This window comes from Williamsia sp. 1138 (assembly GCF_002095435.2).
Classification (GTDB): Bacteria; Actinomycetota; Actinomycetes; order Mycobacteriales; family Mycobacteriaceae; genus Williamsia.
The window spans coordinates 48,636-69,506 of record NZ_MJEJ02000027.1 but is presented as its reverse complement, the minus strand read 5'-3'; the positions used below and the strand labels follow the sequence as shown (position 1 = coordinate 69,506).

Sequence of the window (20,871 nt, the reverse complement as noted above, 5' to 3'; positions counted from 1 at the left end):
CGGCGAGGGACTTCTTGATATTCTCGGCAATGGCTTGGTCGATCTCAGACATCAGGACTCCTGTGCGGTGTGTGGGTGCACGATCAAAGGCAGTGCGGGACTTGGCATTTTCAGCAGCTTCCAAGGGGGCACTCGGCACTTCGATGTGCTGCTCTCGGCCTGACACCAATTACAGGTGCGAATTATTTCTGGATGGTCACGCAGGGACTAACAAGATGTTTCATGGTGCTCTCAGCAGCCTCGGCCGTAGGTCTGAGACGCCACGTTCTCAGTCTTCGGTCAATCCCGGCCCGGCAGCTTGACACATGAGTACAGTGGCATGAGTCACAGTAGTTGCATGGTCGGGTGCTGCCTCACAGCCGCGGCCGCGAGCAGAGAGTCACCGCGATGAAAACAAAGGCTGCAATCCTGACCGAGCTGAACACCGAATGGAAGATCGACGAGATCGACCTCGGCGACCCGGTCGCCGGAGAGGTGCAGGTCAAGCTCGCCGCGTCCGGCCTCTGCCACTCGGACGCACACGTCGTCGACGGGTCGAGCCCGATTCCGATCCTTCCCGTCGTCGGCGGCCACGAAGGTGCCGGCGTCATCACCAAGGTCGGCCCCGGCGTCTCCGGGCTCGAAGAAGGCGACCACGTCGTCCTCGCATTCATCCCCGCCTGCGGTACCTGCCCGTCGTGCGCCAAGGGGCTGCAGAACATCTGCGATCTGGGTGCAGGCCTGCTCACCGGACAGGCGATCTCCGATGGCACGTTCCGGGTCACCAAGGACGGTGCACCCGTCGTCCAGATGTGCCTGCTCGGCACCTTCGCCCCCTACGTCACCGTCCACCAGGCGTCGGTGGTCAAGATCGAGAAGGACATCCCCCTGGACAAGGCGGCCCTGCTCGGCTGCGGCGTCTCCACCGGCTGGGGTTCCGCGGTGGACATCGGCAACACCCGGCCCGGGGACACTGTCGTCATCGCGGGCATCGGCGGCGTCGGGATCAACTCGGTTCAAGGCGCGGCACACGCCGGTGCCCGCTTCGTCATCGCAATCGATCCGGTCGAGGACAAGCGCAAGATCGCGCTCGACTTCGGGGCGACCCACACCTACGCGACGATCGAAGAGGCTGCCGCGGAGCTCCCGGATCTCACCTGGGGCGCCATGGCCAACACGGTCATCCTGACCATGGGCGTGGTCAGGGGTGAGTACGTCCAGCAAGGCCTGTCGCTGGCCGGCAAAGGCGGCCAGGTGATCGTCACCGCCATGGGTCCGTACGACCAGGTCGATGCCCACCTCAATCTGTTCGAGCTCACGCTCCTGCAAAAGCGAGTCCAGGGCGCGATCTTCGGTGGCGTCGGCCCCCGCACCCAGATCCCGAAGCTGCTCAACCTCTACCGCAGCGGCGACCTCAAGCTGGACGAGCTGGTGACCACCACCTACAAGCTCGAGGACATCAACCAGGGCTACCGCGACATGGCCGACGGCAAGAACCTGCGTGGCGTCGTGATCTACGGAGACGACGACTACTGATCGACAGCAACTCACCCGTCTTGACAGCGGCGACCGACTCCAAGTCGGTCGCCGCTCTGTCGTCGTACGACCGCTCAGACCTCAGACGGCCGGCTTCCGCCGACCATCCCCACCAGCAACCGACAACCGAGTTCGGTGTTCCAACTGTGGCCGGCGCCGTTGACCACCACCACGTCACCGGCCTCGAGAGCGATCGATTCGGTATCGACGGCGAACTCCACCGTCCCGTCCACGACGGTCGAGATGTCGATGCTGTCAGTGTGGTGAAACGGGGTCGCGCGACCCGGATGGAAGGCGAAGATCCTCCACGTCACCGTCCCGGGCTCGGGTGCGATCTCGAGCAGGTCCCCCGACACCGGGCGCGCCAGCAGGGGCACAGCCGAGTTCTCGAAAAGCGAGATCGTGGTGGGACCGGTTGTCGGGTCGTCGTAGATGCTGACGGACTCGAGGAACGACTTTCCGTCCTCGCCGACGCCGGTGACCACGTGTTTCATCAGCCGACCGCCGTGACCTGCGCCGAGACGGTGTCCAGTCGTTCGAGTTCGGCGGCGGAGAGCTTCAGATCCACCGATGCCAGCAATGCACCGAGCTGATCCGGGATCCGCGCACTCACGATCGGCGCGACGATCGTCGACTGCTGCCGGGTCCAGGCAATCGCAACGGTGGCGATGGCGACCTCGTGAACCTCAGCGATATCGGCGAGTACGTCGATCACCGCGAGTCCTTCGGGGCTGAAGTACCGATCGACGATCTTGCTGCGGGCCGCGGCGTCGACGTCCTCCTGCGTGCGGTACTTGCCGGTCAGAAAACCGCTGGCCAGCGCCCAGTACGGAATCACTCCGAGACTGTGTTGCTCGGCGAGCGGACGCAATTGCGCCTCGAACGGCTCACGGGCCACCAGACTGTAGTGGGGCTGCAGTGCAACAGGCTTCGCGAAACCGTTGGCCTCGGCGATCGCCATCCACTCGGCGATCCGTTCGGGCGAGTAGTTCGAGATACCGAGGTACCTCACCTTCCCGGCCTTGACCAGCGCGTCGAACGCCCCGAGCGTCTCGCCGAGCGGGACGTCCGGGTCGTCGTAGTGCGCGTAGTAGAGGTCGATGCGGTCGGTCTGCAGCCGTCGCAGAGAAGCCTCTGCCGCACGGGCGATGTTGTCGGGCGCCAGACCGAGGAACTCAGGATGCCTGCTGACCTTGGTGGCGAGTACGACGTCGTCGCGCCGCCCCTGCTTGCTGAACCACTGCCCGAGGATGGTTTCGGACTCGCCGCCCGTATTGCCCGGAATCGACGCCATGTAGCTGTCGGAGGTGTCGATGAAATTGCCACCGGCTCCGACGAAGTCGTCGAGCACCGTGTACGAGGTATCGGCGTCGCTGGTCCAGCCGAACGTGTTGCCGCCGAGATTGAGTGGATAGACGTCAAGGGTCGAGTCGCCGATTCGAGTCATGCCCACCACACTATTGATTCGTCCGTCGTCCTGCCGCCGCGCACAATGGACCAGCACCTCCAGTCGGGACAAGGAGCTGCCATGGCGTCCTCGACACACTCCACCCACGAAGGCGTCACGCACGCCGACAAGGCGATGGATTCACTGTCGTCGCGTCCCGATGAGGACGTGATCAGCGACGAGAACAGGAGTTTTGCCGCTTCCGAGTTCTTCGATCTGACCACGCGCCTGACCCATGTCCTCGCGGCGCACGGACTCGGTGGCGGCGACACCGTTGCCATCCTCACCTCCGTTGCGATCGAAGCGATCGCAATTCGGTACGCGGCCACCCGGCTGGAATGTGCCACTGTTCTCTGCCCGGACGCCGGAACGCCGCAGCGACTCTCGGTCTTCCTGTCCCGGATCAGCGCCGACGCCGCCTTCCCGCGCACCACGTGTCGAAGGCACCCGTGGCCGATCGTGATCGTCGACCGCATCCCGTCAACTGAGCAAGGCAAGCCACATCGGCAACAGGTCACCGACCTGATCCGGCCGCCGAAGCACCGTTGACGAGACAACCCCGGCACACCGATATCACACTATGGAATTGTCAATGTTCCAGCTGCACAGGAGTTCACCGGTACTGCGGTAGTAACTAAATACTGCGTCGTCGAAGTAGTTTCTCGTAAATCTATGGGCCGTCAGGCGGCGATCGGTTCGTTGGTCGTGGTGCGACGGACGTGCAAGCGCATCGGTTCAAACGCCCACGGAAGTCCATGAGTTGAATCTACCGCGAGAAGTGAGTTAGCACAAGTGTTCGATAGATCGTATTTTACTGTCCAACAACGATTTTCGTCGAAAGCACAGCTACTCGCATCCAGAATATCAACGGGGTCTGACATCGTCGGTTACGAGTGAAAAGAGCACGCTCGATGACCACAAGGGCACGTTCGGCGCGAGTTTCGGCACGATCGGCGCGAGTATCGGCACGGTCAAGGGGTGTCGCCGAGGACTATCCCTTCGCGGCGCGGATCTGCTCCACCGGACCACCCCTGTTCGGTGCGCAGCAGGGCGCTCAGCCCACTGGATTGGTCGTCGAGGTCGACCTCATGACCTTTGGCCCGCAACCCCTGGACGAGCGGGTCGTTGTTGCCGTCGTCTGCGGTATCGATGTTGGGGTGTTCGCCGCCGACGTTGGTACTCGGGGTGTTCGCAGCGCCGAAGTCGACCATCGAGACCGCCTGCTGGGGATCCATACCCCAATCCATCAGTCCGACGAGTGTTTTCACCACGAACTGGATGATCACCGAGCCACCGGGTGACCCGACGACCATTTTCAGGTCGCCGTACTCACCGCCGGCTGCAGGTCCACCGAAGACCAGCGTCGGTGCCATCGAGCTTCGTGGCCGCTTGTTCGGCTCCACCCGGTTCACCAGAGGCAGACCTTGCGGGTCGGTCGGTTCAGCAGAGAAATCGGTGAGTTGATTGTTGAGCAAGAAGCCGTCGACCATATGGAAGGATCCGAACGAGGATTCCACCGTGGTCGTCATCGACGCGGCGTTGCCTTCTTTGTCGACGACCGAGATGTGACTGGTCCCGTGCTCCACTCCGGAGTACCAGCCGACCGGTGCAGCCGCATCGAACTGGCCAGCTGTTGCAGTGCCCATCGACCTGTCCGGATCGATGAGTGCTGCACGACCTTTCAAGTAGGCAGGGTCCAAGAGAGCGGCAGGACTCCCGCCTGGCAGTGGCACGAAGTCACTGTCGGCGATGTACTTGTCCCGGTCGGCGTAGGCCAATCGCTCGGCCTCGGAGACGAGGTGGACACCCATGACGGATGGTTTGCCGCCGTTGAGATCTGGTGCCGTCGGAGGGTACTGATCCATCGGGAAGTTCGAGAGGATCCCGAGCGTGGACGCCACGGCGAGCCCACCCGACGACGGATTCGGCATCCCGCACACCTGGGCGTCGCGGTATGGCACGCAGATCGGCTCCCGCACCTTCGACTCGTAGTTCTGCAGATCGGCAATTGTCATCGCGGACGGGGTCATCCCGCCTGCGGTGGACCCCGCCTTCGCCACGATGGCCTCGGCGATGTCACCGGAATAGAACGCATCGGCTCCTTCGGACGCGATGGCGCCCAACGTTTTCGAGTATGCCGGGTTGGTCAGGACCTCGCCCGCCGGCTTGCCCGACCCGTCCGGTAGCAAGAAATATGACTTGGCCGCGGGATCGACGGCGAGTTCGGCGCTGGACTCGTCGATTGCTGCGGCCATCCGGGGACTGATCGCGAAACCGCTGTCGGCCAGACCGGTCGCGGGCTCGAAAAGACTGCGCCACGCGTTGGTCCCGTGCTCTGACTGGACATCTTCCAGCAGTCGCAACACTCCTGGTACCCCGATCGATCGACCGCTCTCGCGCGCGCTGGGCACCGGTTCTGTGCGGTTGATGTCGTCGACCCAGCGCAGGTAGTTCTCGGTGGCCGCCGCCGGTGCCACCTCGCGGCCGTCGTAGGCCTGCACCGATTTCTCGGCCGCGTCGTAGTACAGCGCAAATGCACCGCCGCCGATGCCTGAACTCTGCGGCTCGACGAGCCCCAGCACCATCTGGGCAGCCACCAGGGCATCCGCAGCGTCACCTCCACCCGCGAGGACCTCACAGGCGGCCTGCGTAGCCAGGGGGTTCGCGGTTGCTGCGGCGAAGGACTTCGTTTGCACCGCAGTCATGTCCGACCGGTAGCCCGTCGCCACCTCAGGGTTGGTCGAGATGTCTTCGGTCGCACCCTCCGGCTCAGAAGGCGCGGTTGCCGAGGTACTCGACGACTCGGGCAGAGCACACACCTGATCAGGTGGCGCAGCCTCGTCGGAGGACGTCGAACACGATACTGCCAGGAGAAGTGCGGTGACGATGACGGCCACAGCACCTGCGCGCGGGCGGAACACAGGTCCGGTCATGGTCAAATGTTCCCTGATCGCACGCAGCAGAAACACCTGAACCACCATTTCGTTTGGCGATCAGCGCAGCTGGGTTACCTTCACACCATGGCAGTCAGCGGAAGTAAGAGCATCGATATCGAAGCGCCACCAGCGGCAGTCCTCGACGCCATCGCGGACGTGGAGGCCATGCCGTCCTGGTCGTCGATTCACAAGAGCGCCGCCGTGATCGACCGCCACGACGACGGCAGACCCAAGCAGGCACGCATGAGCGTATCGCTGATGGGCATCACCGACGATCAGGTCGTCGAGTACACATGGGCCGACAACTCCGTCGTGTGGGAGATGGTCGAGAGTTCGCAGCAGAAGATGCAGCGCGCCGAATACCGCCTCACCGAAACCGAAACCGGCACCCACGTCGAGTTCGAGATGACCATCGATCTCAAGATCCCCGTGCCGGGACTACTCGTCAAAAGGGGTCAGAAAACAGTCCTGGAGATGGCGACGAAAGGTTTGCGCGAGCAGGTCGTCGGCTGATCACAACTTGCCGCCCACCAACGTGAGCAGTGCGGCCCTACCCATTCCCAGAAATCCGCGCAGCGACGTCGGCGACAGCGCGGACGACCACACGGTGCGGGTCGAGCCGGTCGGTTCGGGCGCGCCGTCGAATCGTTCGCCGAGCCATTCGAGCACGGTGGGTGTCGCGAGAATCATCAGAGACAGATGTTCGCTGACACGGTCTCGGATGTACGTCACGTTGGCCCCGAAATCGTTGTAGCGGTCCACCTGTGCGTCCACGTCCTCGACGGCGATGATCTGGTCGTGGACCGGCTGCACTACGAGTAGTGGGCAGTCGGGCCGCCGGGAACCGAGCCGGATGTCGTCGAACAGCTCGAGAACCGCGGGCGAGGCGAGCACATCGGCCAGTGGGATATCGGTGTAGTTGTCGAAGTCGTCGCCGGCGAACCGGGCGATTGCCCAGGCGGTGGACATCGACTCGATCTCGTCGAGGCGCGCCCTGCCCTCGTCGTTGACGTGCGAGTCGATCACCCGGCGCAGTCCCGGGTACAGATGGCGCAGGCCGGCGACCACCAACGCGGGCAGACCTGCGAAGAAGGTGTCGTTGAGACGTATGTACGTCTGGCCCGGATCACCGACCGGCGCCCCGAGAACGGCTCCGACGATGTTGAGTTCAGGAGCGTACTCGGGCGCCATCTCGGCGACCCACGATGACGCCATGCCGCCACCGGAATAGCCCCAGACACCCACGGGAGTCGCCCGCGTGAGCCCTAGCGGAGCAAAGTCGGTCGCGGCCCTGATCCCATCGAGGACGCGGTACCCCGGCTCACGCGGGGCACCGAAGTAGCCGCCGAGTCCTTCATGATCGGCGATCGTGACCGCCCAGCCCCGCGACACCGCGTTGGCGATGATCAGTAGCTCGAATGGTGCGACGTTGCCGAGAGAGGTCGCACCGCGTTGCAACGCATAGGACGGGAAGCTCCGGGACGAGATCGCATCGATGGCGCACTGGTACGCCAAGAGCGGGCGCGAGTGCACCCCGTCTGCATCCGCGGGCAGCAGCACCGTGGTCACCGACGCCTCGGGTGTGCCGTTCAGATCCGCCGTGCAGTACAGCAATTGCCATGCGGAGACCTGCTGGGGAACAAGACCGAGCAGCGCTATCTCCACTTCACGACTGCGCAACAACGTGCCCGCAGGCAGTCTCTCGAAGTCCGCGGGCGGGCGGTAGAACGGATCGTCGATCGGCAGCTGGGGTCGGTGCCACCTCGACGCTCGCGGCGTCGTCGCTTCCGGGATCCAACCGCTTGCGACGTCGATGTTTTCGCTCATCGGACTTCCTGTAGAACGCGACAACCGGCGCGGGCTCCACGAGCCCGCGCCGGTTTCTGTCTCACCTGGTGCGTGGATGCACTACCGCGTCAGCGTCTGAGCCGCTTCACGATGAACAGCAGGATGCACGCGCCGAGGAGCGCGGTGAAGAAGGTGAACCACCAACCACCGCTCGCGGTGTCGAAGAAGAAGCTGAGGATGAATCCACCCAGGAAAGCACCGATGACACCGACGACGATGTTCAGCAGAATTCCCATCTGCTTGTCGGTGCCCATGAACTTGCTGGCGATCCAGCCGGCAAGACCGCCGATGATGATGTAGCCAACCCAACCGACGGCAGTCGTGGTGGTGGAACGTTCGGCCAAGACCTCGACCGCTTGAGCAGTGGTACTCACAGTGCTTCCTAACGTTGGTGGTGCTCGCTGGTCACGGATGCGTGACCACGCTGCCCACTTGGAATCCCCACCGATGGGGTCGATGAAACCTCGGACCCGAAAGCGGCCAGCACCTCGAGTCTCGTCCACCGACCTCGCCCGCGTCCATGCCGCGCGGGTCTCACTTTGTCATCGCTTTGCCCCGAACCCCCAGACTCGCGAACCCCCAGAACCCCCGGAACCCCCGAACCCCCGGTGCCGCTAGCCTGGTGATCGTTCGGTCGGTTGTCCCGGTTTCGGCAAGACTTTCAACAGAAGGCGAACATCGCAGCGTGGCAGCATCAATGACCTGGACCGGCCGGCTCACCATGCCCGTCGTCCTCGCCCCCATGTTCCGCGTCTGTGGGCCCGATCTGGTGATCGCGGCCTCGCGTGCGGGCATCGCCGGGTCTTTCCCGACTGCCAACTGCCGCAGCACCACCGAACTCGGTGAATGGGTCGGACGCATCTCCGCCGACCTGACCTCCGATGACCGCCGGTTGCCGTGGGGCGCCAACCTGATCATCAAACACGCCCGCCGCGATGCCGACCTCGAGGTGTTGCTCGCGGGCCGCCCGGACTTCGTCATCACGAGTGTCGGGACACCCGCACCGGTGGTCGGACCACTGCACGAGGCCGGGATCTCCGTCCTCGCCGACGTCGCGAGCGTCGAGCACGCACGCAAGGCCGTTGCCTGCGGAGTGGACGGCCTCGTCCTCCTCAGCGCAGGCGCCGGCGGCAACACCGGCTGGCTCAACCCGTTCGTGTTCGTTCGCGCAGTCCGAGAGTTCTTCTCGGGAACCGTCGTCCTGGCCGGCGGGATCACCGACGGCACCGCCATCGCCGCGGCACAGGTCCTCGGCTGCGATCTCGTCTACCTCGGCACCAAGGCCATCGCAGCCACCGAGAGCATGGCGTCGGTCGGCTACAAACAGATGCTCGTCGACTCGTCCGCCGACGACATCCACCTCACCAAGGCCTTCACCGGTATGCCGACCAACATGCTGCGCCCGTCCATCGTCGCGGCGGGTCTCGATCCTGCCGCTCTGGACGAAGACGTTTCGCCGACGTCCGCCGACGGCACATACGGAGGGGCTCGGCACGACGGGCCGGGGCGGTGGTCGGATGTGTGGGCAGCAGGTCATACCGTCTCCGGGGTCCACCGGAGTGAACCCATCGCCGACGTCGTGTCCGGGCTACGTGCCGACTTCCTACATGCTCGGTCCCGTCACCTGTGACACCGGTGGCCTGTGACCAGGCCCGGCCGCGCTCAGCGCAGGGCCACCAGATTCGCCACCGACTTGCGGACGTCGGAGTCGATCACCCGGGCCACCAGGTCTCCGATCGGTCCGTTCAGGACACTGCCGCTCAGGGTGGCGTCGAGGTCGAAGATCGAGCCGTCGCCTTGCGGCGTCACCTTCAGCGCTATCGCGATCTTCACGCCGCCGCGACCGCTGCCCGACAATTCGAGCAGTCTCGGTTCGTCGTAACGCGTGACCTCCCAGTGAATGGTGTTGCGAAAACCCTTGACCTTGATCAAGGACGACACCTTGGTGCCCTCTGCGATGGTGTCCGGCACCGGACTCTTCCAGCCGGCGAAGATGGTCATCCACTCGTCGAACCGACTCAGATCGGACGCCATCTGCCACGCCTTCGCGGGTTCCAGATCGCTTGTCACCGATACGTTCACACCAGCCATGCGGGTATTACCTCCGAAGATGTTTGCGCTGCGGTCTTCTAGAAGAGCAGCGGAAGCACGAGGACCATGACCAGCGTCCACGCGATGTGGGTGAATGCCGGAGCGAGCACTCCGGCAGTGGCCCGGCGTTCGAGCGCGCACACCACGCCGAGCAAGATAGCCGCGAATCCGAGCATCGGGTTACCGCTTGCCAGGGTCGCGATCACGTAGATCAGAGTCGAGAAGATCACGGGTGCATGGCCTTTGAAGGCCGAGTACACCGCGCCACGGAAGAACAGCTCTTCGGCGATGCCATTGACGATCGCCGTCGCCAGCACCAGCGCGAGCCCGCCGGTGTCGGCGTGGTCCAGCACCTCGGCGATAAAATCTCGCAGCGGCGGGATCTCCCGGATGACGAGACCACCGACAACGAAGATCGCCCCGAGGATCAGCCCGACGATGATGCCGATCCCAGCGGCCTGCACGTGACCGCCGCGGGGAGGCGGAAAGCAGCCGATGCGTATCGGACCCGATAAGAAGGCACCCACCAGCCATATTGCGGCCAGGGCAAAGGTCATCGGATAGAAGGACGAATCACCGGGTTCGATCGAGAGCGAGAATCCCAGCGTCACGCTGCCCGCGATGAGCACCACGGCCACGACGATCCGCCTGCGCAGCACCGAGGCCCTGGACTCGACCGGCTCGTCCGAATCGTCGACGACGGTGTCGAGCAGGAACTGGAACTTGTCGGGAACCGTGATCACGTCGCACCCCGCACCGCGTTGATCAACCCCGCCACCACGCCGGCCGCCTGGACGGTCCGATCCCGAACCTCACGCTTGACGCGCATCAGATCGCCGCCCGCCCACGACGGATCCGTATCGGCGAGATGGTGGATATCGGGGAGTTCGTTCACCGGTCGAGGCAGACCGCTGGCCACCGAGAGCTCCACTGCCTGCCGGACGGTCAACAGTCCTCCCGGGGGATCGGGTACATGGTCACGAATCGTATGCTCGGACGCCTTCATCGGGTAGTCCAATGACCTCACCAGGTCGGAGGCGAGTCCACTCGGAACCGGCACCAGCAATCCGCTGACGAACCCGGCCAACCTCACATCCACCGAGGGCATCACGACACCGACACGGGGTGCCTTGATGGCGCGCAGGTAAGCGAAGAGGAGTGCGCTGTACGACCCCGTGTCCGCGCTGGTGATGTCGTAGCTGCCCGGCGGGACCTCGTCGGTGGCCGCAGCGGCCAGGTAGTAGACGGCATCGCGGACGGAGATCGGGTCCATCGGGTTGTCCACCCAGGTGGGCAGCGGGATCACGGCAAGGCGGTCCGAGATGTACCGGACCATCTCGAACGACGTCGACCCGGCGCCGATCACGACGGCTGCCTTCAGCCACACCAGCTCGGCTCCGCCGTCGAGGTCGAGGGCTTCGCCGACCTCGGCGCGGCTCTCGAGGTGTTCGGACAGCTTCGCGTCGTCCGGCACGAACCCGCCGAGGTAGACGATGCGGCCGACGTTGCCACTGCGGGCGCCGGCTGCGACATTCTCAGCGGCGCGGCGGTCGATGTCGCGGAAGTTCTTCTCACCGATGCCGTGGACGAGGTAGTACACGACGTCGACATGCCCCGCGGCGGCGAAGCCGGCCCGGACCGACTCGGGATCGGAGGCGTTGAACTCGATCGTCTTGACGTCGTCGACCCAGCCGAACCTCTCGAGCGAGGAGAGATTGCGGGACGCGGCCACCACTTCGTGGCCTGCGTCGAGAAGGGCAGGGATCAGTCGGGAGCCGATGTAGCCGGTGGCCCCGAGAACAAGTACGTGCATGTCACCACCTGGTTCTATACGTACCTCGGTCGGTCACCACCGACGAACTCACAGCGCCTGGTGTTCACGGTGACCGCAAGAGCACACGCGCATTGCGTTCGTGAGCGGACCTTTGGGACTTACCCCGCAGCGTAAGGGAACAATCGTGGCCCCGATCACTGCGGGCCGACGAGCCTGCCCGGGTCCGACGAGCCCACAGACCACAAACGTCGACCGCACCCGTGTGGGGTGCGGTCGACGTCAGGGGTGTTCGAGGGTGGAGATCAGGCCAGTGCTTTTGCCTTGAGGCTGTCGAACTCTTCTTGCGTGATCGTTCCGTTGTCCAGCAGGGCCTTCGCCGAGTGGATCTGATCTGCCGGCGATGCGGTACCGGCAGCCTGCTTGATGTAGGCGTCGGCCTGCTGCCGAGCCTCCGCTTGCGACGCCTGTGCCCGCTCGGCCATTCCGCGACCGCGCGCGATCAGGTAGACGAACACGGTGATGTAGGGCACCAGGATCAGGAAGATGATCCAGACCGCCTTGACGAAACCCGAGGTCTTGTGGTCACGGAACAGATCCGCGAGCACATTGAAAAGAATCATCAAATACGCGATGAACGCGAAGATCACCAGCGTGTACCAGATGAAATCCCAGAAAGAATCCCACATTTTCCGACCACTCCTTGCTCGAAACTGCCCCCGGACATCGGTGACGAGATCGATCATCGCACGTGAGCGTGGTTTTTCTTCACCCTTCTCGGATGAACTACCGCAGGTGTCAAGGCTTCATCCGAGACGGGTGAGGACATGGAGAAGGCCGATGCCGAGACTTGTGAAAACGTCACCACTTCAGAAAGGCCGAACTGTGAGCACTTCACCTGACATCGAGCGGCATCCGGTCAAGCAGGGAATTGCCGGGGGCACCACGTTCGCCGCCGCAATTCTGTTGCTGGTCGCGTCATTTCTGGCGATCTTCCAGGGCATAGCGGCAATTGCGAACGACGACCTCTTCGTGGTCGGACCGAAATACACCTATGAGTTCGATCTGACCGCGTGGGGCTGGATCCATCTCATCCTGGGCGTCATCGGAGTGCTGGTCGCAGCCGGTCTGATGACCGGTGCGGTCTGGGCCCGCGCGACCACGATCGTGCTGGCCGCCATCTCCATCGTCATCAACTTCCTCTGGCTACCGCAGTACCCACTGTGGTCCATCGTGATCATTGCACTTGATCTCGTCGTGATCTGGGCTGTGGCGACCTGGAAGAACGACTGACCTCCTGGCGGTGGCGGCCAGGGGTCGGCACCGCCAGAAGCTCGATTTGTAACCCAGGTTCGCCGACCGGTCAATAGTCCCGATCACGCAGATTCATCGAAGTCGCGGATTTTTCCTGGCCGCTAAGGTCTGAATCCATGGCATCGCGTTCGTACCTCGTGCTGGCGTCGCAGCGCAGCGGCAGCACGCTCCTCGTCGAGTCCCTCCGCGCCACCGGTATCGCCGGCAACCCCGAGGAGTTCTTCCAGTACCTCCCGACCACGAGTGCCGCCCCGCAACCCCGCGAATGGTTCGCCGAGGTGACCGATCCGGACGTGCTCGCGCTCCTCGATCCCCTGGATCCCGGCACCCCGGCCACGGAGACCTCACAGGAGTGGCGAGACCGGATACTGCAGGCCGGACGCAGCGACAACGGCGTCTGGGGTGGAAAACTGATGTGGAATCAGACCCCGCTGCTCGTCGACCGGGCCGCGGGCCTACCTGAGCGCTCGGGGTCCGATCTCCGTTCCGCCATCGACGACGTCCTCGGAGATGTGTTGCTGGTCAAAGTCTCCCGCGAGAACGTCGTCGATCAGGCCGTGTCCTTCTGGCGCGCGGTACAGACCCGGGTGTGGCGTGGCAAGGCCGACCCCGAGCGCGACGCGGGGGCGCAGTACAACGCAGACGGGATCGCGCACCTGGTGACCGAACTGCGGAATCAAGAGGCCGGCTGGCGAGCCTGGTTCGCTGACAACGACATCACGCCGTTCGAGGTCGGCTACGAGGAGCTGACCGCAGACACCACCAAGGTGGTCGCCACCATCCTGGAGGCCCTGGGCCTGGACCCGGCTGCGGCCCCACCCCCTGATCTGGAAAAGCAGGGCGACGCCCGCTCCAACGAGTGGGCGGAGCGCTATCGCCACGACGCCGCAACGAGAGGTCTGCCGCTGTGAGCACAACCGAGACTCTTCCCGCCCACATCAGCAGGGTCGAGGAACTACGCGCACTCGAAGCCGAGTCCGTGCACATCATCCGCGAGGTGGTCGCCGAACTCGAGCGACCTGTACTCCTGTTCTCGGCCGGTAAGGACTCCATTGTCTTGCTCCGGCTGGCGGAGAAAGCTTTTCGCCCGAGCCCCGTACCGTTTCCCATCCTCCACGTCGACACCGGCCACAACTTCCCGGAGGTCATCGAGTTCCGAGACCGCAGGCTCGCCGAAGGTGGCCACAGGTTGATAGTCGGATCGGTGCAGGAGGCGATCGACAGCGGTCGCAGCACCGAGATCGGTGGTTCCAGTGGTTCCCGAAACCGATTGCAGACCAGAACACTTCTCGACGCGCTCGACGCCGGACGTTTTGACGCAGCGTTCGGCGGCGCACGCCGCGACGAAGAACGTGCTCGCGCCAAGGAACGGGTCCTGAGCTTCCGCGACGAGTTCGGCCAGTGGGATCCGCGAGCCCAGCGGCCCGAGCCGTGGTCGCTGTACAACGGTCGCATCCGCCGCGGTGAGCAGGTGAGGGTCTTCCCCCTGAGCAACTGGACCGAACTCGACATCTGGCGGTACATCGAACTCGAGGAACTCGAGCTGCCGTCGATCTACTTCGCGCACGAGCGCGAGGTCTTCGAACGCGACGGAATCCTCTTGGCGACATCCGAATTCACCCAGCCGGAGGATCACGAGGCAGCCAAGACCGAGTGGGTTCGTTACCGCACCGTCGGCGATCTCACCATCACCGGTGCCGTCCGGTCCACCGCGACCGAGATCAGCCAGGTCATCGACGAGATCTCCGCCGCGGTGGTGTCCGAGCGCGGCGAGACCCGGGCCGATGACCGTACCTCCGTGGCAGCCATGGAAGACCGCAAACGTGAGGGATACTTCTGATGAGTGAGACAACCGAGCTGAGCGAAACACCGGCAATCACCGCCGATCCCACTGAGCAGCCACCCCGGCAATTACTCCGGCTGGCCACCGCCGGATCGGTCGACGACGGCAAGAGCACGCTGATCGGACGGCTCCTCCTGGACACCGACAGCCTGCCGCTCGACCATCTCGAGTCGGTGACCGACGTCGGTGGCGGGGTGGACCTCGCAGCGCTGTCCGACGGGTTGCGGGCCGAGCGGGAGCAGGGCATCACGATCGACGTCGCGTACCGCTTCTTCTCCACCCCCTCGCGCAATTACATCCTCGCCGACACCCCGGGCCATGAGCGCTACACCCGCAACATGTTCACCGGCGCGTCCAACGCCCACGTCGCCGTTCTGCTCGTCGACGCGCGTGCCGGCGTGCTGCGGCAGACCCGCAGGCATGCGCGCATCGCCTCCCTACTCGAGGTTCCCCACCTCGTCGCCGCAGTGAACAAGATCGATCTCGTCGACTACGACGAGGCGCGCTTCCGGGAGCTCGAATCCGAATTGCACGCTCTGGCACACCGACTCGGTGTCTCCGACCTCACCGTGGTCCCGGTGGCAGCCCGCGACGGCGACAACGTCGTCCACCGTTCGACGCGGACGCCGTGGTACGACGGCCCGACGCTGCTCGGCCACCTCGAGGAGATCGACCTCAAGGCTCCGCACGCCGCCGTCGACGAGCTGCGTCTGCCGATCCAGTGGGTCTCGCGGCCGAGCGCGCAGGAGCGTCGGCGGTACACCGGACGATTGTCTGCCGGAACGCTGTCCGTCGGTGATCGAGTCGCCGTCTTGCCAGCGGGCACGCAGAGCACCGTGACCGCGCTCGACACCCTCGACGACACCCGCGACATCGCGGTGGCACCACTGTCGGTGTCCGTCGAACTCGCCGACGACATCGACGTCGGCCGCGGTGATGTACTCGTGTCCGCCGACGCCACCGAACTACCGGTTCTGGCACGGGAACTCGAGGTCAACCTCTGCTGGTTCGCGGACAGCCCACTACGCGCAGGGGATCGGTTAGCGCTCAAGCACACCACCCGCACGGTGCGCGCCACGGTCCAGGAACTGCACAGCCGGCTCGATCCCGAGACCCTCGAGATCGACCAGAACCCGATCGAGTTGTCGCTGAACGACATCGGGACCGTCACGCTGCGCACCAGCTCGGTGGTCGTCGCCGACCGATACGCCGGGAACCAGGATGCGGGCGCATTCATCCTGATCGACGAGAACTCGAACGACACCGTGGGCGCCGGCACGATCCTGGAGGCCCGCGAGGTCAAGCCGGGTGAGCGCACGCGTAACGACGTCAAGTGGCATCCGTCGTCCCTCGACCGTGGCCATCGCTGGACGACGGTCGGACAGCGCGGTGCGACGGTGTGGCTCACCGGCCTGCCTGCCTCCGGAAAGTCGACGCTCGCAGTCGCTCTCGAACGCGCGCTCGTCGAGTCCGGGAGAGTCGCCTACCTGCTCGACGGCGACAACGTCCGCCACGGACTGTCCGACGATCTGGGGTTCTCGCCCGGCGATCGCGCCGAGAACATCCGCCGGGTGGGACACCTGACTCGCCTGTTCGCCGACGCGGGCGTGGTCGCGATCGCGTCTCTGGTGTCACCGCTGGAATCAGACCGCGAGATCGCGCGCACCCTCAACGACGCGGCCGGGCTGCCCTTCGTCGAGATCCACGTCGCGACCCCACTCGCCGAATGCGAACGTCGCGACCCGAAGGGGCTCTACAAGCGGGCCCGCGCGGGCGAACTGAAGGGCCTCACCGGCATCGACGCGCCTTATGAGGTGCCGGAGAACCCCGACCTCGTGGTCGACACCACCGGCGCCGATCTCGATGCCCTGGTGGCGCAGATCTTGCAGGTGCTGGAAACACGGGCACCGACAGCTCGGCCGAGCACGGGCTAGCCTGTCGGAGACATCGCTGAAGGGTTACATGTATGACCGGCTATGACGCCGCCACCGGGAAAGAGAACGTGCTCCTGGTCCACTGGCACGACCTGGGTCGCCACCTGGAGCTCTACGGGGCATCCGGGGCCCATTGCCCGAATCTGGAACAACTGGCGTCGGAGGGTGTCCTCCTCACCGCGGCGCACGCGACCGCACCGCTGTGCTCACCCTCGCGCGGCTCGTTGCTGACCGGCCGGTATCCGCACAGCAACGGGGTGGTGGGGCTCGCGCATCATGGCTGGGAGTACCGCGAGGGAGTCCGGACGCTCCCCCAGATCCTCGGTGACAACGGTTGGCAAAGTGCGCTTTTCGGCATGCAACACGAATCTGCGGTCCCCGGACGGCTGGGGTACGACAACTACGACGTCACCGATTCCGACTGCGATTACGTCGTCGACCGCGCAGAGGAATGGCTCAAGGCCACGGCGCAGAATCGCGACTCCGGCGACCACACCCCGTTCCTGCTCAACACGGGCTTCTTCGAGGTACACCGGCCGTACTCACCCGACCGCTACCCCGTGCCCGACCCCAACGGATTCGACGTGCCCGATTACCTGCCCGATACCGCAGAGGTCCGCGGCGACCTCGCGGCGTTCCACGGCAGCATCGAGGTCGCCGACATCGCGACCGGGCGCCTTCTCGACGCTCTCGACGCGTCCGGGTTCGCAGAGGACACCTGGGTGGTCTTCTTCACCGACCACGGCGAGGCCTTCCCCGGCGCCAAATCGACGTTGTACGACCGTGGCACCGGCATCTCTTTCATAGTGCGTCCGCCGCGCTCGCGGTCGATCGCACCGGTGCGCTACGAGGGACTCTTCAGCGGCGTCGACCTGGTCCCGACGTTGCTCGAACTCCTCGGCGTCGAGGTCCCGGGTGAGGTCGAAGGTGTTTCCCACGCCCGCGTCCTGTCCGGTGCCGACCGCGAGACCGTGGTCCGCGATGCGGTCTTCACGCAGAAGAACTACCACGACAGCTACGACCCGATCCGGGCGATCCGCACGGTCGACTACAGCTTCATCGAGAACTTCGCGTCCCGGAGCGCCTTGGAACTACCCCTCGACATCGCCGACAGTCCCTCGGGTCGGGCGCTCGGCGGATCCCACCTGGGTCCACGCAGCGCCAAGGAACTCTACGATCTGCGCTCGGACCCGGGTGAGGTGAACAACCTCGCCGGTGACCCGGCCTACGCCGAAGTACAGACCGCACTCGAGAACCGGCTCCACGAATGGCAGGAGAAACTGGGCGACACGGTGACCAGCGACGCCGAGGGCAGTGCGATCGCCGCCGAGTTCATGCACCGGTACCAGGCGACGCTCGGTGACAAGGAAGCCGTGCCCCGCTCACCCAAGGGACGAGACCGTCAGCTCAAGACCCCGGAGACCCGCGCCACCGGGTAGCCGAGCAGAAGGGTCCTGCTCAGGACGCCGTCCACTTCGGCGGCCGTTTCTCGGCGAAGGCCAAAGTGCCTTCGTGGGCGTCCGCTGCCTTCCGCGCCGGTGATGATTCCCACCGACAAAGTGTCGTCCGAATCCAACCGGCTCAGCGCCTCGGCGATGCCGACGGCGACGGCTTCGTCGACCGCGTTCCGGACCTGCGGTCTGTTGATGGTGATCACCAATACGCTGTCATCGACCGTGTCGACCAGCACCTCGTCCGGCATCTCGCATTCCTGTTCCTCATTCGGGACACACCCACCGAACGAGATCCAGTTCTTCAGAGCGTTGTCGCGATACCACCGTCGACTGGGATCACTGCACCCGTGAGGTAGCTACCTGCGCGACTGGACAAGTACACCACGGCGCCGATCACATCGTCGGGCCGTCCGATGCGGCCGAGCGGTGATGCTGCAGCCACCTCGTCCCGCAGTTCGGCGAGGATCGGGGCCATCATCTTCGACTCGAACGGTCCTGGCGCGATGGCGTTGACCGTGACGTTGCGTGGCCCGAGATCGCGCGCGAGGTGTCGGGTCAGCTGGTGAATGGCCGCCTTGCTCGACGAGTAGGAATACGACGCCGTGCGGGGCACCCGGATCCCGTCGATGCTGCCGATGTTGATGACCCGCGACGGATTCTCGGCGGTGGCACCTTTGGTCAGCAGGGGCAGCAGCGCCTGGGTCAGAACGAACGGTGCCTGCACGTTCAGCTTGAGCACCCGGTCCCACGCAGCGTCCGGGAACTCGTCCAGGGGTGCGCCCCAGGTCGCGCCGGCGTTGTTGACCAGGATGTCGAGACCGTCGACCTCTGCGGCCACCTGTTCCGCCAGTTCGCGACAACCTTCAGGCGTGGACAGATTCGCCTGAAACGCGGTCAGACCCGCGGCCCGGGCCTCTTCCAGCGCTTCTGCCTTGCGACCGGCAATCACCACGCGGGCACCGCGTTCGAGAAGTCCGTGGGCGATCATCGCCCCGATACCGCTGGTACCGCCGGTGACCAGGGCGGTCTTACCACTCACGTCGAACAGATCAAGCGTCATCGTCGTCGATACTCCGGTGCTCGTTCATCCAAGAATGCGGCGGTTGCCTCCGACCGATCATCTGTCATCGGCATGATCATCTGCGGGTGGTTCTCGGATTTCTCCCTGGGATCGTCCATTTCCTGGGCATCAGAGGGCAATATGCCCTCGGTGGGTAAGGAAACGGACGATCTCAGGGACTTTAGGCCTGCACCCCGGCTCCGTGCCGCAGGGAATCATCGACGGTCGAGTTCGCCCCACCCACCCGGAAGCTCGCCCCACGGTGATGGTCCGGCAACAAATCGCCCCGGCCGAAGAGTTTGTGCCGAAGCGTGCCGGGCACATAGTCGCGGTCATAGGCACCCCGCGCCTCCAACGCGGGCACCACATGCTCGATGACGTCGGTGAACGTTCCGGGAGTCACGGCGTAGGCGAGGTTGAAACCGTCGACGTCGGTTTCCTCGGCCCACTCCAGCAGTTGTTCGGCGACGCTGTCGCCCGATCCCACGAGCACCGGGCCCATCCCACCGATGCCGCCCCAGGCTGCGATGTCGCGGATCGTCCACTCCTTGCCGGTGTCGGAGGCTTGTTGGAACGCGGCGACGGCCGACTGGATGGCGTTGCTCTCGACGTTGCCGATCGGTTCGTCGAGGTCGTAGCGGGACAGGTCGATGCCCATCCATCCCGACATGAACACAAGCGCTCCTTCGGCGCTGGCGTAGCGCTGGTACTCCTCCGCTTTCTCCTGGGCGGCATCGTCGGTCTCGGCGGTGATGATCGTGAGCAACGTGTAGATACGAGCGTCGTAGGCGCCGCGACCAGCGGCCACCAGCTGCGCGCGAATGTTGGTGACCAGGGTGCGCAGGATGTCTTTTGTCGGCGCTCCGACGAAGATCGCCTCGGCGTTCTCGGCCGCGAACTTGACCCCGCGCGGCGACGCCCCCGCTTGGTAGATCACGGGCGAACCCTGCGGCGACGGCTCGGACAGGTGGATGCCCGGCACGCTGAAGTGCTCACCGCGATGACCGATGTGGTGGACCTTGGCCGGGTCGGCGAAGACTCCGTGCTCCTTGTCGCGGCGCACCGCGTCGCGCTCCCACGAGCCTTCCCACAGTTTGTAGAGCACGGTCAGGTACTCGTCGGCGTGGTCGTAGCGGGCGTCGTGCTCGAGTTGATCCACCTCGCCCATGTTGCGGGCTGCGGCAGGAAGATAGCCGGTGACGATGTTCCAGCCGATGCGGCCGCGGGTCAGATGATCGAGCGTCGAGAGCCGGCGAGCGAACGGATACGGATGCTCGAACCCGGTGCCTGCGGTGATCCCGAAGCCGAGGTGCTCGGTGGCGTGGGCCATCGCCGACACCAGCAGCAGCGGATCGGCCACGGGGATCTGCGCGCCCTGCCGGATCGCGGCCTCGTCGGTGCCCGCGTACACGTCGTAGGTGCCGAGGACATCGGCGATGAACAGGCCGTCGAACCCGCCGACCTCCAGAGCCTTGGCGAGGTCGACCCAGTAGTCGAGGGTGTTGTAGTCCCACGACCGGTCTTCGGGGTGACGCCACAACCCTGGGGACTGGTGGGCGACGCAGTTCATGTCGAACGCGTTGAACCGGATCGTGCGGGACATCGGTGCCAGCCTCTCACCGGGCTGTCGTACCCGGACCCGACCGATCCTCCGGTGC

At 64.8% G+C, this 20,871-nt stretch carries 20 protein-coding genes and 1 pseudogene; 9 read left to right on the top strand and 12 right to left on the bottom strand.

Going from position 1 to position 20,871, the window contains the following annotated elements; translation table 11 throughout:
• Nucleotides 1–387: 387 nt before the first annotated feature.
• A complete protein-coding gene (locus BH683_RS04155) occupies nucleotides 388–1,515 on the top strand; it encodes an NDMA-dependent alcohol dehydrogenase (RefSeq protein ID WP_084835015.1) in 1,128 nt (375 codons plus the stop codon).
• Between the two features lie 74 nt (nucleotides 1,516–1,589).
• Here the strand turns inward: BH683_RS04155 and BH683_RS04150 are convergent, their stop codons facing one another.
• Both BH683_RS04150 and BH683_RS04145 read right to left on the bottom strand, forming a co-directional pair.
• Complete coding sequence (locus tag BH683_RS04150; RefSeq protein ID WP_084835006.1) at nucleotides 1,590–2,009, bottom strand: cupin domain-containing protein; 420 nt, start codon at nucleotides 2,007–2,009, stop codon at nucleotides 1,590–1,592.
• Nucleotides 2,009–2,962 (bottom strand): aldo/keto reductase, encoded by a 954-nt coding sequence (locus BH683_RS04145; RefSeq protein WP_084835005.1) that lies wholly within the window; start codon nucleotides 2,960–2,962, stop codon nucleotides 2,009–2,011. The genes BH683_RS04150 and BH683_RS04145 overlap by 1 nt, the downstream gene beginning before the upstream one ends.
• An 81-nt stretch (nucleotides 2,963–3,043) precedes the next feature.
• Here BH683_RS04145 and BH683_RS04140 point away from each other — a divergent pair, with 81 nt between their 5' ends.
• Nucleotides 3,044–3,511 (top strand): AMP-binding protein, encoded by a 468-nt coding sequence (locus BH683_RS04140; protein ID WP_168186961.1) that lies wholly within the window; start codon nucleotides 3,044–3,046, stop codon nucleotides 3,509–3,511.
• A gap of 422 nt (nucleotides 3,512–3,933) precedes the next feature.
• Here the strand turns inward: BH683_RS04140 and ggt are convergent, their stop codons facing one another.
• Nucleotides 3,934–5,895, bottom strand: a complete 1,962-nt coding sequence (ggt, locus tag BH683_RS04135; protein ID WP_084835014.1) for a gamma-glutamyltransferase — start codon at nucleotides 5,893–5,895, stop codon at nucleotides 3,934–3,936.
• Between the two features lie 87 nt (nucleotides 5,896–5,982).
• Between ggt and BH683_RS04130 the strand changes: the two genes are divergently transcribed.
• Nucleotides 5,983–6,411, top strand: coding sequence for an SRPBCC family protein (locus BH683_RS04130; RefSeq protein ID WP_084835003.1), 429 nt, complete (start codon nucleotides 5,983–5,985; stop codon nucleotides 6,409–6,411).
• Here BH683_RS04130 and BH683_RS04125 read toward each other — a convergent pair whose 3' ends face one another.
• On the bottom strand, nucleotides 6,412–7,725 hold the full coding sequence (locus tag BH683_RS04125) for a lipase family protein (RefSeq protein ID WP_084835002.1): 1,314 nt from the start codon (nucleotides 7,723–7,725) through the stop codon (nucleotides 6,412–6,414).
• Between the two features lie 89 nt (nucleotides 7,726–7,814).
• Complete coding sequence (locus tag BH683_RS04120) at nucleotides 7,815–8,120, bottom strand: GlsB/YeaQ/YmgE family stress response membrane protein (protein ID WP_084835001.1); 306 nt, start codon at nucleotides 8,118–8,120, stop codon at nucleotides 7,815–7,817.
• Between the two features lie 311 nt (nucleotides 8,121–8,431).
• Here BH683_RS04120 and BH683_RS04115 point away from each other — a divergent pair, with 311 nt between their 5' ends.
• Nucleotides 8,432–9,376 carry a nitronate monooxygenase gene (locus BH683_RS04115; protein ID WP_246833180.1) on the top strand — a complete coding sequence of 315 codons (945 nt, stop codon included), beginning with the start codon at nucleotides 8,432–8,434 and terminating at the stop codon, nucleotides 9,374–9,376.
• A 32-nt stretch (nucleotides 9,377–9,408) separates the two neighbouring features.
• Here BH683_RS04115 and BH683_RS04110 read toward each other — a convergent pair whose 3' ends face one another.
• The 4 genes from BH683_RS04110 to BH683_RS04095 all read right to left on the bottom strand — a co-directional run bounded on the left by BH683_RS04110 (nucleotide 9,409) and on the right by BH683_RS04095 (nucleotide 12,297).
• A complete protein-coding gene (locus tag BH683_RS04110; RefSeq protein WP_084834999.1) occupies nucleotides 9,409–9,837 on the bottom strand; it encodes an SRPBCC family protein in 429 nt (142 codons plus the stop codon).
• Between the two features lie 38 nt (nucleotides 9,838–9,875).
• The gene (locus BH683_RS04105) at nucleotides 9,876–10,580 is read right to left on the bottom strand and encodes a type II CAAX endopeptidase family protein (RefSeq protein WP_084834998.1); all 705 of its coding nucleotides are present in this window, start codon (nucleotides 10,578–10,580) and stop codon (nucleotides 9,876–9,878) included.
• On the bottom strand, nucleotides 10,577–11,650 hold the full coding sequence (locus BH683_RS04100; RefSeq protein WP_084834997.1) for an NAD(P)H-binding protein: 1,074 nt from the start codon (nucleotides 11,648–11,650) through the stop codon (nucleotides 10,577–10,579). Before BH683_RS04100 ends, BH683_RS04105 begins: the two co-directional genes overlap by 4 nt.
• A gap of 263 nt (nucleotides 11,651–11,913) precedes the next feature.
• Nucleotides 11,914–12,297 carry an SHOCT domain-containing protein gene (locus BH683_RS04095; protein WP_084835013.1) on the bottom strand — a complete coding sequence of 128 codons (384 nt, stop codon included), beginning with the start codon at nucleotides 12,295–12,297 and terminating at the stop codon, nucleotides 11,914–11,916.
• Between the two features lie 196 nt (nucleotides 12,298–12,493).
• Here BH683_RS04095 and BH683_RS04090 point away from each other — a divergent pair, with 196 nt between their 5' ends.
• From BH683_RS04090 to BH683_RS04070, 5 genes are all read left to right on the top strand, one after another.
• Nucleotides 12,494–12,901, top strand: a complete 408-nt coding sequence (locus BH683_RS04090) for a hypothetical protein (RefSeq protein ID WP_094647237.1) — start codon at nucleotides 12,494–12,496, stop codon at nucleotides 12,899–12,901.
• Between the two features lie 137 nt (nucleotides 12,902–13,038).
• Nucleotides 13,039–13,833 (top strand): Stf0 family sulfotransferase, encoded by a 795-nt coding sequence (locus BH683_RS04085; protein WP_084834995.1) that lies wholly within the window; start codon nucleotides 13,039–13,041, stop codon nucleotides 13,831–13,833.
• A complete protein-coding gene (gene cysD, locus BH683_RS04080) occupies nucleotides 13,830–14,762 on the top strand; it encodes a sulfate adenylyltransferase subunit CysD (protein WP_084834994.1) in 933 nt (310 codons plus the stop codon). Before BH683_RS04085 ends, cysD begins: the two co-directional genes overlap by 4 nt.
• Nucleotides 14,762–16,699 (top strand): adenylyl-sulfate kinase, encoded by a 1,938-nt coding sequence (cysC, locus tag BH683_RS04075; protein ID WP_084834993.1) that lies wholly within the window; start codon nucleotides 14,762–14,764, stop codon nucleotides 16,697–16,699. The genes cysD and cysC overlap by 1 nt, the downstream gene beginning before the upstream one ends.
• 32 nt (nucleotides 16,700–16,731) lie before the next feature.
• Nucleotides 16,732–18,138, top strand: a complete 1,407-nt coding sequence (locus BH683_RS04070) for a sulfatase (protein ID WP_084834992.1) — start codon at nucleotides 16,732–16,734, stop codon at nucleotides 18,136–18,138.
• Nucleotides 18,139–18,221: 83 nt separating this feature from the next.
• Here the strand turns inward: BH683_RS04070 and BH683_RS28895 are convergent.
• The 3 genes and pseudogenes from BH683_RS28895 to BH683_RS04055 all read right to left on the bottom strand — a co-directional run.
• Nucleotides 18,222–18,401 (bottom strand): annotated as a pseudogene (locus tag BH683_RS28895) (enoyl-CoA hydratase-related protein); the annotation flags it as partial.
• A gap of 53 nt (nucleotides 18,402–18,454) precedes the next feature.
• The gene (locus tag BH683_RS04060) at nucleotides 18,455–19,213 is read right to left on the bottom strand and encodes an SDR family oxidoreductase (RefSeq protein WP_084834990.1); all 759 of its coding nucleotides are present in this window, start codon (nucleotides 19,211–19,213) and stop codon (nucleotides 18,455–18,457) included.
• Between the two features lie 181 nt (nucleotides 19,214–19,394).
• Nucleotides 19,395–20,816 (bottom strand): LLM class flavin-dependent oxidoreductase, encoded by a 1,422-nt coding sequence (locus BH683_RS04055; RefSeq protein ID WP_084834989.1) that lies wholly within the window; start codon nucleotides 20,814–20,816, stop codon nucleotides 19,395–19,397.
• Between the last annotated feature and the right edge of the window lie 55 nt (nucleotides 20,817–20,871).

What these genes read in the sequence shown, in the direction of transcription:
- BH683_RS04110 (WP_084834999.1), bottom strand. Translation starts at nt 9,837, where the DNA reads ATGGCTGGTGTGAACGTATCGGTGACAAGCGATCTGGAACCCGCGAAG.
- BH683_RS04155 (WP_084835015.1), top strand. Translation starts at nt 388, where the DNA reads ATGAAAACAAAGGCTGCAATCCTGACCGAGCTGAACACCGAATGGAAG.
- BH683_RS04140 (WP_168186961.1), top strand. Translation starts at nt 3,044, where the DNA reads ATGGCGTCCTCGACACACTCCACCCACGAAGGCGTCACGCACGCCGAC.
- BH683_RS04100 (WP_084834997.1), bottom strand. Translation starts at nt 11,650, where the DNA reads ATGCACGTACTTGTTCTCGGGGCCACCGGCTACATCGGCTCCCGACTG.
- BH683_RS04125 (WP_084835002.1), bottom strand. Translation starts at nt 7,725, where the DNA reads ATGAGCGAAAACATCGACGTCGCAAGCGGTTGGATCCCGGAAGCGACG.
- BH683_RS04150 (WP_084835006.1), bottom strand. Translation starts at nt 2,009, where the DNA reads ATGAAACACGTGGTCACCGGCGTCGGCGAGGACGGAAAGTCGTTCCTC.
- BH683_RS04085 (WP_084834995.1), top strand. Translation starts at nt 13,039, where the DNA reads ATGGCATCGCGTTCGTACCTCGTGCTGGCGTCGCAGCGCAGCGGCAGC.
- BH683_RS04070 (WP_084834992.1), top strand. Translation starts at nt 16,732, where the DNA reads ATGACCGGCTATGACGCCGCCACCGGGAAAGAGAACGTGCTCCTGGTC.
- BH683_RS04130 (WP_084835003.1), top strand. Translation starts at nt 5,983, where the DNA reads ATGGCAGTCAGCGGAAGTAAGAGCATCGATATCGAAGCGCCACCAGCG.
- BH683_RS04060 (WP_084834990.1), bottom strand. Translation starts at nt 19,213, where the DNA reads ATGACGCTTGATCTGTTCGACGTGAGTGGTAAGACCGCCCTGGTCACC.
- BH683_RS04145 (WP_084835005.1), bottom strand. Translation starts at nt 2,962, where the DNA reads ATGACTCGAATCGGCGACTCGACCCTTGACGTCTATCCACTCAATCTC.
- ggt (WP_084835014.1), bottom strand. Translation starts at nt 5,895, where the DNA reads ATGACCGGACCTGTGTTCCGCCCGCGCGCAGGTGCTGTGGCCGTCATC.
- BH683_RS04055 (WP_084834989.1), bottom strand. Translation starts at nt 20,816, where the DNA reads ATGTCCCGCACGATCCGGTTCAACGCGTTCGACATGAACTGCGTCGCC.
- BH683_RS04095 (WP_084835013.1), bottom strand. Translation starts at nt 12,297, where the DNA reads ATGTGGGATTCTTTCTGGGATTTCATCTGGTACACGCTGGTGATCTTC.
- cysC (WP_084834993.1), top strand. Translation starts at nt 14,762, where the DNA reads ATGAGTGAGACAACCGAGCTGAGCGAAACACCGGCAATCACCGCCGAT.